12 protein-coding genes are annotated in these 15,606 nt (G+C 51.2%); 1 reads left to right on the top strand and 11 read right to left on the bottom strand.

Annotation, left to right across the window (positions count from 1 at the left end; translation table 11 throughout):
• Nucleotides 1–650 precede the first annotated feature (650 nt).
• The 6 genes from treZ to FJM74_RS07090 all read right to left on the bottom strand — a co-directional run bounded on the left by treZ (nucleotide 651) and on the right by FJM74_RS07090 (nucleotide 9,095).
• Complete coding sequence (gene treZ, locus FJM74_RS07115) at nucleotides 651–2,504, bottom strand: malto-oligosyltrehalose trehalohydrolase (RefSeq protein WP_187261896.1); 1,854 nt, start codon at nucleotides 2,502–2,504, stop codon at nucleotides 651–653.
• 297 nt (nucleotides 2,505–2,801) lie between these two features.
• On the bottom strand, nucleotides 2,802–4,409 hold the full coding sequence (locus FJM74_RS07110) for an alpha-amylase family glycosyl hydrolase (protein ID WP_187261895.1): 1,608 nt from the start codon (nucleotides 4,407–4,409) through the stop codon (nucleotides 2,802–2,804).
• 382 nt (nucleotides 4,410–4,791) lie between these two features.
• Nucleotides 4,792–5,853 carry a response regulator gene (locus FJM74_RS07105; RefSeq protein ID WP_187261894.1) on the bottom strand — a complete coding sequence of 354 codons (1,062 nt, stop codon included), beginning with the start codon at nucleotides 5,851–5,853 and terminating at the stop codon, nucleotides 4,792–4,794.
• Nucleotides 5,850–7,082 carry a hybrid sensor histidine kinase/response regulator gene (locus FJM74_RS07100; protein WP_187261893.1) on the bottom strand — a complete coding sequence of 411 codons (1,233 nt, stop codon included), beginning with the start codon at nucleotides 7,080–7,082 and terminating at the stop codon, nucleotides 5,850–5,852. The genes FJM74_RS07105 and FJM74_RS07100 overlap by 4 nt, the downstream gene beginning before the upstream one ends.
• A gap of 16 nt (nucleotides 7,083–7,098) precedes the next feature.
• On the bottom strand, nucleotides 7,099–7,545 hold the full coding sequence (locus FJM74_RS07095) for a response regulator (protein ID WP_187261892.1): 447 nt from the start codon (nucleotides 7,543–7,545) through the stop codon (nucleotides 7,099–7,101).
• 5 nt (nucleotides 7,546–7,550) lie between these two features.
• On the bottom strand, nucleotides 7,551–9,095 hold the full coding sequence (locus FJM74_RS07090; RefSeq protein WP_187261891.1) for a sensor histidine kinase: 1,545 nt from the start codon (nucleotides 9,093–9,095) through the stop codon (nucleotides 7,551–7,553).
• A 249-nt stretch (nucleotides 9,096–9,344) separates the two neighbouring features.
• Between FJM74_RS07090 and FJM74_RS07085 the strand changes: the two genes are divergently transcribed.
• On the top strand, nucleotides 9,345–10,154 hold the full coding sequence (locus FJM74_RS07085) for a universal stress protein (protein WP_187261890.1): 810 nt from the start codon (nucleotides 9,345–9,347) through the stop codon (nucleotides 10,152–10,154).
• A 640-nt stretch (nucleotides 10,155–10,794) separates the two neighbouring features.
• Here the strand turns inward: FJM74_RS07085 and nadB are convergent.
• The 5 genes from nadB to FJM74_RS07060 form a co-directional block, all read right to left on the bottom strand.
• Nucleotides 10,795–12,357, bottom strand: coding sequence for an L-aspartate oxidase (gene nadB, locus FJM74_RS07080; RefSeq protein WP_187261889.1), 1,563 nt, complete (start codon nucleotides 12,355–12,357; stop codon nucleotides 10,795–10,797).
• Between the two features lie 2 nt (nucleotides 12,358–12,359).
• Nucleotides 12,360–13,403: a quinolinate synthase NadA gene (nadA, locus tag FJM74_RS07075; RefSeq protein ID WP_187261888.1), complete on the bottom strand. Its 1,044-nt coding sequence runs from the start codon at nucleotides 13,401–13,403 to the stop codon at nucleotides 12,360–12,362.
• Between the two features lie 30 nt (nucleotides 13,404–13,433).
• Nucleotides 13,434–13,889, bottom strand: coding sequence for an RrF2 family transcriptional regulator (locus FJM74_RS07070; protein ID WP_187261887.1), 456 nt, complete (start codon nucleotides 13,887–13,889; stop codon nucleotides 13,434–13,436).
• Nucleotides 13,890–14,001: 112 nt separating this feature from the next.
• Nucleotides 14,002–14,316, bottom strand: coding sequence for a metal-sulfur cluster assembly factor (locus FJM74_RS07065; RefSeq protein WP_187261886.1), 315 nt, complete (start codon nucleotides 14,314–14,316; stop codon nucleotides 14,002–14,004).
• Nucleotides 14,297–15,604 (bottom strand): hypothetical protein, encoded by a 1,308-nt coding sequence (locus FJM74_RS07060; RefSeq protein WP_187261885.1) that lies wholly within the window; start codon nucleotides 15,602–15,604, stop codon nucleotides 14,297–14,299. Before FJM74_RS07060 ends, FJM74_RS07065 begins: the two co-directional genes overlap by 20 nt.
• Nucleotides 15,605–15,606: the final 2 nt, after the last annotated feature.

Below are 15,606 nucleotides of genomic sequence, written 5' to 3'. Positions count from 1 at the left end.
TAAGGTTAAAACACAAAAAATAACATAATAAGTTTTTTTTAATCATTACTCTAAAATTTTTAAGATTACATAATAAAAGACTTAGCAGAAAACCGAATTGACAACTAATAACTGATAGTTTTTTAATGTTAACAATCGCACCTAACCCTATTACTTCAAGAAAGCTCAAGTAAATGCATGAAAAGTGATGACCGGTTACGACATCGGCAAATATCAACTCGCTGGTGTGAAAAAGAGGAATTCTGAAAAGAAGGAGGAGCAGCAGGAGCAGTACGACCCAGGGAGGCCTGTTTTCATTTGAATAATTTAGCGTAGCAAAAACAGGCCTAACAAAAAAGTCCAAAATGCAACAGATCTTGCCTGATGCTCCGGCTAATAAGCTATGAGAGGCAGGCATCCACCGAAGATGAAAGCCTGCCTGCACATAGAAAATTGTAAATGGAGGGATGGAGAAACCGGATCACGCGCTACCTGGCAACCCCTAAACGGGAAACCGGCCCATCTGCCGCAGCATCAGCCGAAGGCTTTCAACGGGCGTTGTACAGCGCAACCAGCCAGGTGAAGGTTCTGAGAACAAATCGCAGCGCCCTATATTATATATAGCGGTATGGTGCCGCATCAGCGCCTGTTCAGCTCAGACTGCACAGGGCTCATATTTTATTTACTGACTTATAAACGGTTACGGTTAGTGGCGGTATCTGGCAATCTTCACCTCCTGCTGCCTGTGCCGGAAGTGAGGCTGGAATTTTGTCTTTGCCTGTCTGCCATTTGCTTTGGCGGGAGTCCAGCACCTTTTTCCAGGTATCAGCCGCTGAGGAAGGAAAGGTGTATGGAAGGGTTTCGTCAGACAGGTTAAACAGGCAAAGCAGTTGCTGCTGCTCATCTTCGCTTTTCCTTACCATAGCCAGCCCTTCCTGCCCCATGGTATAGACCTGTATGCGGTTCTTGTCGAAGCATTGCAGGGCCGCCTCGGTGCGGCGCAGCCGGATCAGCTCCTGGTGCCAGTGCAGCATGGTTTTGTGCCTTCCTCTTTCCCGCTTCTCCCAGCGCAGCGTCGAATCCGAAAAAGTCTGCTCCGCCTGTGGATTTGGTGGCACCGCTTCCCAGTTAAAGTCTGCAAACTCTTCTTCACGTCCTTTCTGCACGGCTTTGATCAACGACTCGTCGCTGTGGTGCACAAAGTAGTAAAAAGGAGCATCTTCGGCATATTCTTCGCCCATAAACAACAGGGGCACATAAGGGGCCAGCATAACGGCAGCAGCAGCCAGCTTGAGCCGCTCAAAATCTATAATAGCCGACAGGCGCAGGCTGCCCACATGGTTGCCAACCTGGTCGTGGTTCTGGATAAAGGCTATGAACTTGTCGCCAGAAATGCCGGCCGAAGATGCGCCGTGGCGCTGCTTCCGGAATTTCACAAACTCCCCACTGTGCACAAAGCCTTCGGAGTACGCCTTTGCCAGCTGCTCCACCTGCCCGAAATCTTCGTAGTACTTTTTACCGTCCTCATTCAGCAGAACATAAAGCGAATGATGGAAATCGTCGAGCCACTGCGCCTGGAACCCGAACCCGCCTACCTCCGGCGACTTCATGACCTTGGGGCTGTTGTAGTCGCTTTCGGCAGTCATGTAGAGGCTTCGGCCAAGCTTCTGCTCCAGCAACTTCACCTTATAATAGGTTAACTCCCAGAAATTAATAGCCTTTTTGTCGAATACAGTATGAATGGCATCCAGCCGCAATCCATCGATGTGGTAATGCTCAAACCAGTGCAAGGGGTTGTTGGAGAAATAGTCGCGCACGCCATCCGACCAGGCATCATCGAAGTTGATGGCCTCGCCCCAGGGGGTGCTGTATTTGTCGGTAAAGTAAGGAGCGAACTGCCCAAAATAATTGCCTTCGGGGCCCAGGTGGTTATAAACCACATCCAGAAAAACCGCCATGCCACGGGCATGGCAGGCGTCCACGAGTTTTTTCAAGCCGTTTGGGCCACCATAGGAGTTCTGTACGGCGTAGGGGTACACGCCATCGTACCCCCAGTTGCGCTCACCCGGAAACTGGGAGACGGGCATTAGCTCGAGGGCGTTGATGCCTGTCTCTACCAGGCTGTCGAGGCGGGGGATGATGGCTTCGAAAGTACCTTCAGGCGTAAACGTGCCCACATGCAGCTCGTACAGAATCAGGTCTTTAAACGGCAGCCCGCGCCAGGTAATGTCCTGCCACACATAGGCCTGGTGATCCACTACCTCTGAAGGACCGTGTACACCTTCAGGCTGAAAATGGGAGGCTGGGTCGGGAAAGTCCTTTTCGCCGTCTGGCATAAAATAATAGTGGGCACCAGGGTTTACGTCTTTCACCTCTGCTCTGAAATACCCCCATTCATGCCGTTGCATTTTCACCTTGCGGTTTATGGGAGACAGCAGGTGCAGGGTCATGGCCTCTTTTTCAGGCGCCCATACCGTAAACACACAATTATTATTTCCTAAATATGCTGCACCAATATGCGTCATCAACCTATATTTTAGTTTAATTTTTCTTTTAAAAGATTGCCCCCTTTTGTTGGTTCTCTATAAGGTGAAGATGGTATTCTGATAAGAGAGTTGCCGCTGCTGGTCAATTATTCTAATCAAAAGGCCCCTCACGAGCTATCTGCTCCTGCCTTAGAAGGGCACCAGTTGCAAGAGAGCTGCGGCTAGCCCCTGAATTATTTGAATAAAAAAGGACCTTGCGCAGCGTTGGTGCTGCACCAGCCATTATGCCTAGGTAAGCTAAGGCACCAGACCGCAGGCAGCCCGCCCCTGCTCCTGTTAAGAATCCAGCCTCACCAGAATACCTTCGTCGCCACCCAGGCTTATGCTTTCGGTTATGGTGGTATTTTCGCGCTCCGGGAAAGTGGCAAGTACCACTGTGCCTGTAAACGTGTGATGCTTCGGCTTAAAGTAGCACGGCCTGTGGCTCAGGTTCAGCACCACCAGAAAGCGCTGTTCGCCTGACTTGCGGATAAAAGCCAGCACCTGGTGGTCGGAGTACAGCGGAATATAGTCGCCAATGCTCAGGGCCGGTTCCTCGTGGCGCAGCTTGATGAGGCGCCGGTACAGGGTAAGCATCGAAAAGGGATCATCCTGCTGCACTTTCACATTTATTCTTCTGAAGTAGTCGGGGAGCCGGAGCCAGGGCTTGCCTTCGGTAAAGCCTGCATTGCTGCTGTCTTCCCACTGCATGGGAGTGCGGGAAGGGTCGCGGCTCAGGTGCAGGTCTGGCATATTCAGGCCCTGCGGATCCTGTACTTCTTCTGGCGGAATAGGCACATCGCGCATGCCAATCTCATCGCCATAGTATACGGTAGGGGTGCCGCGCAGCGTCAGCAGGAGCATAGCGGCCACCCTGGCCTGTGCAGCGCCCACCCGGCTGGTGATGCGGGGCTGGTCGTGGTTGCCCAGCACCCAGTTTGGCCAGCCGCCCTCGGGCAGCGCGCCCTCATACATATCTATGTTAGAAGCTATAAGCTGGGCCTCCCACTGCAGCGAGAGCAGCAAAAAGTTGAAAGGCAGATGCGCTCCGTTGTTCTCGTTGCCGTAATAGGTCATTAGCTTTTGGATGGGCAGGTAAATCTCGCCGATCATCATGCGCTCGTCGTACTCATCAAGCACGGCCCGCATTTTCCGCACAATGTCGTGTACTTCGGGCTGGTCGGTGGAATAGGCCGGAATAAGCTGCTCGTAGGTGGCCATGTGAGGCTCATAGTTCGGGTTTGGCGGGTTATCGCGGAACTGGTTGTCTTTTACCATGTGCCACATAACGTCTACCCGGAAGCCGTCCACACCTTTGTCGAGCCAGAACCGCATCACGTTCATCATGGCCTCCTGTACTTCGGGGTTGCGCCAGTTCAGGTCCGGTTGCTCCTTCAGGAAGGCGTGGTAATAGTATTGTTGGGTGGTCTCGTCCCATTCCCAGCCGCTGCCGCCAAAAACACTGAGCCAGTTGTTTGGCTCCGATCCGTCAGGCAGTGCATCGTGCCAGATGTACCAGTCGCGCTTCGGGTTGTCGCGCGAGGACCTGGACTCCAGAAACCAGGGATGCTGGTAGGAGGTGTGGTTGGGAACCAGGTCCAGGATAAGCTTCATTCCCCGCCGGTGCACTTCCTCCAGGAGTTTGTCGAAATCCTCCATGGTGCCAAACAGCTGATGGATGCCCTGATAATCAGAAATGTCGTAGCCGAAATCAGCCATGGGCGACGAAAAGATGGGAGATATCCAGATGGCATCTATGCCGAGCCACTCCAGGTAATCGAGGCGCGAGATAATGCCCTGCAAATCGCCAACGCCATCGCCATTGCTATCCTGAAAAGACCGTGGGTAAATCTGGTAGATGACCCCTTCCTGCCACCAAAGGTGTTTTAACTGAGCTTCTTTCATGGTTCCGTATTTTTTGCCTGATTCTTCAGGTTCAGATATAACTACTTATTAAGGAAGTTGATTGTACGGAGAAAATGAGAAGTGGATTAAATTGGTTTTCCTAAAATGTCCCGATTGCCAGCGCGGCCAGTCTGCTGCTAGCTGGCAACCTCCTTTACCCGATACCTTTACATAAACAGGGCCGGCAGGGAAGTTACCCGCAGGTTGGCAGCAGCTTTTTGCTTTCTGGCAAGAATTCTTCTGTTGAATTTATAAACCAGAAATTTGAATTAAGGGAAGATGAGCCGAAGCTTTTTCAAACAAAAATGAACCAGCGGCTCAGCCCTCTACGAGGCTACGCCACTGGTTCATAAAGCAAGGTTGGGGTACTGGTGCTGCAGGCCTAATTGCGCATGCGCCTCAGTTTTTCGCTGTTGATGATGGTGATCTTGCTGCCCTGGCTCTCGATCAGTCTCTCATCTTTGAAATCGGCCAGCGTTCGGATTACCGTTTCTTTGGAGGCGCCTACAATGCTGGCCAGGTCTTCACGCGAGATCACCACCTGGGTTCCTTCTTTTCCTTCGGTCTTATACTGCTTCTCCACAAACAGCAGCGCTTCCGCTACACGCTTCCGTACAGAGTTGTAGGCCAGTTTCAGGAGGCGTTCCTCTCTCTCTGCCAGGTTGTCAGAGAGTATTTTAATGAATTTATTGGCTACGAGCCTGTTGTTGTGCAGCAGCAAAAAAAAGTCTTCTTTAGAGATCACATAAATCTCAGAGTCTTCCATTACCATGGCAGATTCGCGGTAGGCCTTCTCCTCTATCAGGTCGAGGTAACCGATAAAGTCGCCGTCCTTATACAGGTTGGTGATATATTCCCGCCCATCCTCATTCGACTTGTAGGTCTTTACTTTTCCACTGTTAATAAAGTAAAGGGCGTTGGGGTAATTGCCTTCTGAGAAAAGGGGCTGTTTCTTCTTGAACCGCTGCAGCTTTTGTTTGTCAGATGTCAGCTTGTCGAGATTCTCCTGCCCTTTGGCCTCCTGAATAAACTCGTTCAGACCCTCGGCATTTTTTTTGAACCCCGCCTTGAGCGCCTCATTTTTCCGGAGGCGCATCTCCACCGCATCGAGCAGTTCGAGGTCGTCGAAGGGCTTGATCAGGTAATCATCCGCACCCAGGTTCATTCCTTTCCTGAAGTCCTCTTTCTCCGACTTCGCCGTCAGGAAGATAAAAGGGATAGCAGAGGTTGTCGTGTTACCGCTCAGCAAGTGCAATACGCCGTAGCCATCGAGCTGGGGCATCATAATGTCGCAGATGATCAGGTCGGGCAGCTCCTTTTTTGCCAGGTCTACCCCTATTTTGCCATTCTCCGCCTCCAGTATCTCATAATTGGCAAGCGATAGTATCTCCGCAATATTCTCGCGTATTTCCTGATTATCTTCTATCAGCAGTATTTTTTTCATTTTTCAGAGGTTAAAGGAAATGTTATGGTAAAGGTGGTTCCATTGTCGAGCTCGCTCGCGTACTCCAGGGTGCCATCCATAATATCCACGTATTTTTTTACGATGTTCAGTCCCAGGCCGGTACCCTGAATATTGGTAACATTCTGGGCCCGGAAAAAAGGCGTAAAAAGATGTACCTTGTCGTTTTCCGGAATGCCTATGCCCTGATCCTGCACCGTTACAATAATTTGGGTATCAGTTATCTGCGTGTCGAAATAAATTGTTTTGTGCTCGCCGGAATATTTGCTGGCGTTCGACAGCAGGTTAAAAAAGATATTGCGCAGCAACTGCTTGTCGAGGTGCACCACTGTCTGCTCTCCCTTGTGGACATAGGTTATCTGCTGCCCCGTCTTTAACACTCCCTGCGCCTCCTCCGATATCTCGGAGGCAAAAGCTTCCAGGTCGAAGGTGGAAGGCACGTTATAGATCTTGCCTTCTTCTATGCGGCTGATAGACAGGAAGTCATTGAGGATGCTGGTCAGGTTGTTCACCGCCGATTTGATCCGCTCTACGTGCTTGGCCCGCTTGTCGTCGGTTTCAGCGGTTTTGTATTTGCCGATAAGCGAGGCCGAAGAAAGCACCGTGCTCAACGGGGTTCTGAACTCGTGGGAGGCAATGGTTACAAAGCGTGATTTCAGCTCGTGCAGCTCTTTCTCCTTCTGCAGGGCCTTGCGCACTTCCAGCTCCGCTTCGTGCAGGCTTTTGTTTGTCTGCTCCAGCTTCTGGATAACCTTTGCCAGCTCTTGTGTCCGGTCTTTTACGCGCTGCTCCAGCTCCGTGTTGAGCCGCTGAATCACGGCCAGGCTTTTGGCATGTTCAATGCTGTATCGGATAGACCGCTCCAGTTCATTAGGGCTTATTTTTCCCTTTACCAGGTAATCGAGGGCACCGGCGCGCATGGCTTTTTCATCTGTTTCGCGGTCGCTCTGCCCGGTAAGCAGAATAAAGGGGCCTGCGCTTCCTGCTTTTACAGCTTCTTTTATCAGTTCAAGCCCGTCATGAGCACCCAGCCGGTAATCGACCAGGTAAATATGGTGCCTCTCCTGGGAAATCAGTTCGAGCGCCTCCTGAAACGAGCTGGTCCATTCCAGCAGGTAATGCCGCTCGGGTATGTCATGGATAATATCGCGGGTGATGATGTAATCATCTTCATCGTCATCTACGAGCAGTATGCGTATCTTGTCGGGCATGCAAAATTCTATTAGGCTACAGTTTTGGCAACTCCACTATTTCGAACCAGTATTTGCTGAGCGTTTTCATGACATCTACTAAAGACGCAAATGTTACCGGCTTGGCAATAAAAGAAGACACGCCCAGGTCGTAGGTTTTCAGGATATCCTCCTCCGCCTTCGAGGTGGTCAGTACCACTACCGGAATCAGGCGCAGGTGTTCGTCTGCCTTTATTTCTTTTAGTGCCTCCCTGCCGTCCTTCTTGGGCATGTTCAGGTCAAGCAGGATAAGTCCGGGCGTAGGGTGCTGCGTTTTGTCGGTGTACTTTCCCCGATGATGCAGGTAGTCCATCAGTTCCTCGCCATTCTCCACAAAGTGCATATTGTTTTTCAGACGGCTCTCTTCTAATGCATCCTTTACCATCATGCGGTCTTCGGCATCGTCGTCGGCTATAAGGATCACAATTGTTTTCTTTTCAGGCATCTTCTTTAATCTTCTGGTTGTCGTATGGCTAATGTAATAATAAAGCGCGTTCCTACGCCCGGCTGGCTGGTAGCGGTAATATCACCTCCGTGGCGGATAGCGATTTTACGGCACACGGCCAGGCCAATGCCGGAACCTTCAAACTTCTGGCCCTCGAGCCGCTGAAAGATATTAAAAATCCGGTCCAGGTACTTTTCATCGAAACCTATTCCATTATCTTCCACATAAATTTCTGCTACTTCGTCGCCTGGTGTGGCCGTTAGGTGGGCCGTACGCTGCAAATGCCTGGCATAAATATTTATGATCGGGCTCTCGTCTTCCTTTCTGAACTTTATGGAATTGCTGAGCAGGTTCTGGAAGAGCTGCCGCATCTGGGTTGGCTCCGCCTCGATCTCGGGCAAGGGAGACCGTATGATCTCGGCACCGGTTTTCTCGATGGTTACTTCCAGATCAGAGATCACTTCCGTCAGTATCTTGTCCAGGCTCACCTTCACAAAAGACTTTTGCTTGGAGGTTACTCTCGAGAAGTTGAGCAGGTCGTTGATCAGGTTTTGCATCCGGGAGGCGGCATTGAGCATGCGGTCCACATAATCTTTCCCCTGTTCGCTCAGCTTCTCGTAATCCTTGGTTTTCAGCCTGTCGCCGAAAGCCTGGATTTTACGCAAGGGCTCCTGCAGGTCATGCGACGAAACGTAGGCAAAGTCCTGCAGTTCGCGGTTGCTTCTTTCCAGCTCTGCCGCATACCGTCGCAACCGCTCCTCGTTCAGTTTTTGCCTGGTAATGTCGTGCACAAAACCCGTATATACTTTCCGGTCCATCAGGTTTACCTCGCTGATGCTCAGAAAGAAAGGAAATATGGTGCCGTCCTTGCGCATGCCCGTCACTTCGCGGCCAATGCCGATAATGCGTTTTTCGCCGGTTTTGTGGTAGTGGTGCATATAGCCATCATGCAGACTGCTGTCCGGCTCCGGCATCAGCATGTTTACACTCTTGCCAAGAAGTTCCTCCACCTTATACCCAAACTGGCGGGCCGCCGCCGGGTTAACCATCTCTATGATGCCGCGTGTGTTGATGGTGATAATGCCATCTACGGCACCCTCTATAATAGAGGTGATCTTATTCTCACTTTCGCGCAGGGCGGCCTCAGCTTTTTTTAATCCGCTGATGTCGTGCACAATCCCTGTAAAGATCAACTTGTCTTTTAGCTTAACCTCACTGATGCTCAGCAGAAAAGGAAAAGTGGTACCATCCTTTTTTCTGCCCAGCACCTCACGGCCTTTGCCAATGATCTGCCCCTCGCCTGTCCGGTGATAATTCTCGATGTACTGGTCGTGCTGGCTCCGATCCGGCTCCGGCATCAGGATGCTAACATTCTGACCAATGATCTCGCCTGGCTCGTAGCCAAAGATACGGGCAGCCGCAGGGTTTACTGTTTCTATGATGCCACTCCGATCGATTGTAATAATACCATCTATGGCCGTTTCAATAACGGCCTTTAATCGGGATACATTATCCGCGCTATGGTTTTCGGTATGCAGGGAATCTTCCAATCTCTAAATAATTTTAGCTAAAAATAGCTATTCCGGCTTCAATTGCCAAAAAAACTATGGCCGCTACGCTGGGCTTTATGACATTTATCACTCCGGAGGCTGCCGCTTGTCATTCAGACCCTCGGCGGGTTCGCCTAATTTTACATCATTACTCAGAAGATAATTTACAGGAGAGTGTCTTATGCACCGGATAGTTGTTGGGGTTGCTTTAGGAAGAAAAGCTACATAAATATTAAACAGATTCTCTAAATGAAAAATATTCTTTTTTCGACTGACCTAACAAAAAACGCTAGTAATATAGCATTATATGCAGCCGAGTTATGCAGGCATGTTGGCGCCCGCCTGATTATTTTTCATGGGTACGAGCCTGCAAAATTCAATGGGGAGCAGGATGATAACGCCGAAGAGATGACGCAGGAACGGGCAGTACAAACAAAAATGGACAACCTTACCAGAAAACTAAAACTCGTGCCCGGCTTATCCATTACGCGCCTGCTCAGGCCAGCCATGGCCGAAAACGAAACGGCCTACATTGCCCGGAAGGTGAAGGCCGACCTGGTGATTATAAGTTCAGGAAGCCTGGGTACAGACACTGCCTCCATAAAATGCCATCCTGTTTTACAGGCGCTTACGCAGGCCTGTATACCCACCCTTGTTGTACCGCCCAAAGCCAGCTTTTGCCCTTATAGCCGGGTTGCACTTCTTGCTGAACCAAACGAGCAGGAGGTGTATTATACAGGCATGAATTTTCTGAAGCACCTGGCCGATACAAAGAAAGAGCTCCGGCTAATGAAACACCTGCAGACAGAACAGGCCCTGGTGCCTGCCGGTGCAGAAGCTACCGTACCGGGCTTAGGGCCGAATCAAACTATCGGAGCGGATCAGGCATTTGTTGATAAGGCTCAGGAAGACATGGCTGGTTTTGTGCGATTAAGCAGGTCGGAGCTGATCATGATGCTCTTGCCGGCAGATGGGAACAGCCTGATGTTTTCTTCCCCCTTAAAACTGCTGCACACCAAATTTACTCCGATCTTGCTATTGCCCCAGCCACAGTCCTGATTACAGTCAGCGAATCAACTTATCGGAATATTTTTCACCCTTTATACCAATAGTAACATGTCGTGTATCGTGCTACGTGTGTCGTTTTTCTCAAGGTGATGCCCTGTATGATTCCGGAAAGTTAAGTCGCAGGCTATATCGTTAATTGAGAACTTCCCCCTAATTAACCGAGAGCCGGCATCCCTGCCATTTCCTGTAAGCTCTATGCTATTTCCTTTAGCAGAAATAATTAGCGCATAAGTCCTGGCTCTGTTCTCCGACAGAACCAGGACTTATGCGCTATGGGGAATGGCCGGCCGGGCTGTGGTTCGCTGTTGGGCGACAGTGAACGGAGAGGTAAATCAGATAGCTGCTTGTAGTGCATCAAAAGGCCTATTCGCAGCAGCTATGGCCGATCTCATCGCACCTGAAAAATGATGGAAAAGGATACGGCCATCAGTTTAAGGCAGAGATGCCGGCCCTGTTTTGTCAGGCATATACACAACATTCCTCCAGCCGTATACCCCGATTATTCTAATAAAAACCGGCCTCCGGAAGGCTCTGCTGCTGCTGCTGCTACTGCTGCACCCGGAAAGCATTTTGTTAGCCCTTTCTTCTCTCTACTTTAAAGGCAAGTAATTCTCTTTCTCCTTTTGCCTTTTTATTCTGCCAGCGTTGCATTTTGTTCGCGTTCTATAAAGTGGCCGCCGATGCTTTCGTGCCGTTGCAGGCATGCTTTTAAAATCAGCTTTGCTACGGTAAGCAAATTGTAGAGTTCGAGGATAGCAGGGCTAAAGCCAACCTGTGCTCTGACCTTATCCAGCTTTTTGGCAAGAGCCTTCACTTCTTTTCTGCCCTGCTCCAGCGCCTCGCTGTTCCGGATAATGCCGGCATGCTTCCACATCAGCTCCTGCAACTCCTTTTTCAGGGCTTCTACCTGTGGCTCCACTACGGTAGAGTCTGTCAGGCTAAAGAGTATTTTTCCAAACGGCTGTTTGTGCTGTTGCTGGGCCTGGTTTTCGGGTGCCTGCACGGCATGCGCTGCCGCACTCATGGCAAACACCACGCCTTCCAGCAAAGAGTTGCTTGCCAGCCGGTTGGCGCCATGCACACCCGTGCAGGCCACCTCGCCGATGGCATAAAGGCCGGAAATAGAAGTTCGCCCCTCCAGATCGGTCTGTACACCGCCACACTGATAATGCGCAGCCGGCACAACAGGAATCAGGTCCTTGTCCGGATCGATTCCTATGCTTCGGCATTTGGCATAGATAACGGGAAATTGCTGCTGTAGCAGCCCTGCCGGCAGATGACGGGCATCCAGGTAAAGACAAGGGTGGTCCAGTCGCCTCATTTCGTTGAGCACTGCTCTTGCTACCACATCGCGGGGTGCCAGTGACCCGAGTGTGTGGTACTCGTGCATAAACTGCCTGCCATCGGGCAGCACCAGGTCTGCCCCGGCACCGCGCACAGCCTCGCTAATCAGGAACGTGTCGTGGTGCTGGTTTACCTGGTAAAGCGCTGTAGGATGAAACTGGAAAAACTCCATGTTGCTGACTGCTGCCCCGGCGCGGTGCGCCATGGCCAGCCCATCGCCGGTGGCGATAGCCGGGTTCGTGGTGTGCCGATAAACCTGCCCGGAACCACCCGTTGCCAGGGCCACGGCTTTGGCTTCTATATGCAGAGTCGTATCATCTTCTAAACTAACCAGGGAAACCCCATGGCAAAATGGGGCCGGGTGGGCATGCACAAGAAGCTCTGCTCCCATGCAGTGCTCCAGCACAGTAATATTAGGATGCCGTTGGGCCGCCTGCACCAGCGCCGCCTGCACCGATAAACCGGTATGGTCCTTTACATGCAGAATCCGGTGCCGGCTGTGGCCTCCTTCCAGCCCCAGCGCCACGTCGCCGTTGTCAGCCTTGTCAAACAGCACGCCTGTTTCCTGAAGCCAGGCAATAGCCCCGGGAGCCTTTTCCACCATATACTGAACAGCTGCCTCGTTGCAAAGGCCGGCACCGGCCACCAGGGTATCCTGCACGTGCTGACCGGCAGAATCTGGCAAACGGCAGGCAGCCGCAATGCCACCCTGTGCAAGAGAGGTGTTAGTATGGCTGATTCCGCTTTTGCACACTACCGCCACCTTTCCGTGAGCAGCTGCCTTTAGAGCAAATGTGAGGCCGGCAACACCGCTCCCCAACACCACATAGTCGTAGTACAGCAATTTCATGATCAGGCAAATTCCAGCATTCGTTCTATTGGTTTCAGGGCTCGCAGGCGTAACTCCTCCTCCATGCTGATGCGGTAGGCTTCCTGTTTGTCGGTTCCGATGGCACGCAGGGTGTCCAGGGTTCGTTGCAGCGTTATCTGCTTCATGTGCGGGCACTTTATGCAGGGTACAATAAACTGTTTTTCGGGATACATACCCCGCAACGTGGCACCCAGATCGCACTCGGAGCCAAGAATAAACTCCCGGTTGGCACTCTCGCCCACAAACCGGATAATGTCGGAGGTGCTTCCTACCACACCGCCTGCGCCTGTCAGGGCTTCTGCCACGGCATCGTCGGGCACCTCCCAGTGCACCAGCACCTGAGCTTTTGGATGCACCAGCTTCAGTCCATTGATGCGCTGCGGTGTAAACTGCTCATGCACCTCACATTTGCCATCCCAGAGAATAAGGTCTTTGCCCGTCTCGGCCTTGATACGAGTCTGCAGGTTACGGCCCATGAATACGTCAGGCAGAAAGATCAGCTTATCCCCTCCAAATGAACGGGCAATGTCCATGGCATTGCGGGAGGTGCAGCAAATATCTGCTTCGGCTTTCGTTTCGGCGTAGGTGTTGATATAGGCGACTACCGGCACGCCGGGGTAACGAGCTTTCAGGGCACGCACATCGGCTCCGCTTATGCTTTCGGCCAGGGAGCAGCCCGCCTCGAAGCTGGGCAGCCATACCTGCTTACCAGGGTTCAGGATTTTGGCTGTTTCTGCCATGAACTTTACCCCACAAAAGATAATATGCGCTGCATCTGCTGTTTTGGCGGCCACACTTAAGCCCAGAGAATCGCCCACAAAATCGGCTATGCCTCCCTCTTGCACCGTTACCTGCAGTTCGGGACCCATGTAATAGTGCGACAGGATGACCACATTTTTCTCGCGCTTCAGTTCTGAGATCTCCGCAACGGCCTCCTCCATGGCTGCCACTTCCTGAGGGTGGACGCTGGGATTCATCATCCGGAGTTTGCTTGCAAAACTTCCTTTTGCTAAAATATTCGTCATGAATAGTTGAAATATTATGTTAATAAATAGTTAGGCGATCGGCGCTACCTGCTGTAAATTAGTGATGAAATACTTGCCTGTGTTCACCCCATCTACCAGGTCCTGAATTGTTTTTGACTTAAATACTTTCAACAGCCTCTCACGGTACATTTTAATATCGTCGTGCAGTGGGCAAGGGTGACTGTCAGAGCATTGTTTCATGCCCATACCACACTTCTTGAAGGCCTCCAGGCCATCAATGGTTTTTACTACTTCCAGTATGCCCACATCGCTGGCCGGCCTGTGCATATAAAACCCGCCGTGCGGCCCTTTCACTGAGGCAATTATTCCTTTCCGGACGAGGTCCTGCAGGATTTTGCCCATAAAGTGCAGGGGCAGCTCCAATACGTTTGCAATTTCCTTTATCCCTACCTTCTGCCCTTTGGAGTCGTTCAGGGCTACATAAACAATGGCACGCAAGGCATATTCTACTGTTTTTGATAACATATTTCAGCAACTTCAGAATGAATACTATTTATTTAAGGATGGCTTTTCCGGTTCATATACCATTTATTCCTTACGCTGAGGAAACCAGGCCAGACAGACAATTGCAAAAATACTACATTCCGTTCAGTTGCCGCTCACCCTCCTCCGAAATCATATCGGTAGTCCAGGGTGGTGACCACACCAGTTCTACCTGCACCTGCATGGCCGGAAAGCGCTGCTGCAGTATCTGCTCCACAGCCGTCACGATGGTGTTGCTCATAGGGCAGCCGGGGGTAGTCAGGGTCAGTTCCACCGAAAGAACACCGTTTTCCAGGCTTACTTTGTAGACAAGCCCCAGGTCCACAATGTTTATCCCTATTTCCGGGTCTATGATATATTTTAATGTCTCGAACACCTCATGCCCAAGATCAGGCGTTTGCGTTTCCATAACTGAAGGGTTTTAGATTTTTAACTTTGTGCAACAGCATGAGGTACACGTTGGCCGTGTAAAGCAACGAGGTGACCAGGAAGCCGATGGCGCCAGCCAGGATAAGCGCCTGCACCTGTAGCAGCACGCCTGCCACCAACAGCACATAGCCAAGGAGGTAACTGATGTTTTGCCAGCGTAACCAGGCATGGCGGTACATGTCTTTAGGCAAGGGGGTTTTGTAGCGCCCTACATGGTTCTCGTATGCGTGCATCCACACAATAAAGGGCAATGTCTTAAATGTTTGGCCAAGAATAAGGGCCGACACAAACCCCAGGAAGACAGAGATGCCATATACCAGGTAAATAATCGACAGCAGGTTCTGCGGCAGCGCCGCCCGGCTGCTGACAATCATAAGAAGTACCAGTGGCAGCAGTAGCAGTACAAGTGCCACAAAGGTTTGTTGCATGCCCAGGTCCAGGTCCTGCCGTTGCCTTGTTTTATAAGCATCGTGCAGGTAAAGCAGGAAAAACACCACACCGGCCACCACCAATATGGCGTACAAAAACAAAAGCCCGGTTTGGAAGAACAGATGGTCAAAAACAAAAAGCACCAAGCCTGCATTGATCAGGTAATAGGCCCGGCTCAGTTTTCGGGTGCTCTCAGGGTGCGCCAGCAGGAACATCGGAATCAGTTTAGCACCAACCCCCATAATCAGCAGCAGGAACCAGCCAGCCATACCAATGTGGGCGTGCAGCTGCAGGTAATGTAAATGGTCTGCCGGCAGAAAGGCCATCGTAAAGTTGAGCGCCATCAGCAGGCCAACCGACCCTGTGGCCAGCAGCCAGAAAGACGATGTCACGATAAAGTCGGCATCGATGGTCCATGCAGGAGCTTTGCGGGCTGTTTGGGTTACATTTATAGAGAAAAGCAGAAATGATAAAAACAGCGCACAGGCTGCCAGGTGCATCACCCACCCTACCTGAAAGGTCCAGAAGGCGTAGCTCAGGGAAATGGTGCCTGTGGCCAGCAAAACAAAGCTAGCTATTGCCAGCCGCTCGCTATAGAGCCTGCATTCCAGCACCACCGGCAACAACTGGTAGAGAGCGCCGAAAATGAGCATAGTAGCCCAGCCCAGTACCGCCACATGGGTTAGTGTTAAGAGCTTAGGATGAAAGTAGTGTCCCCCAAAGGCATCTGTAGAGAAAAGCAGCAGGATACTTAAAGCCACAAAAGCAAGGGCTGCAAAGGCATAGTGCGGCAGCACGACCCATTTGCCCGGCGAGTTAGAAGTAGTGGCTGTGCTCATGG

The organism is Pontibacter beigongshangensis (assembly GCF_014332515.1).
GTDB lineage: Bacteria > Bacteroidota > Bacteroidia > Cytophagales > Hymenobacteraceae > Pontibacter > Pontibacter beigongshangensis.
This window is presented reverse-complemented; position numbering and strand designations above follow the sequence as displayed.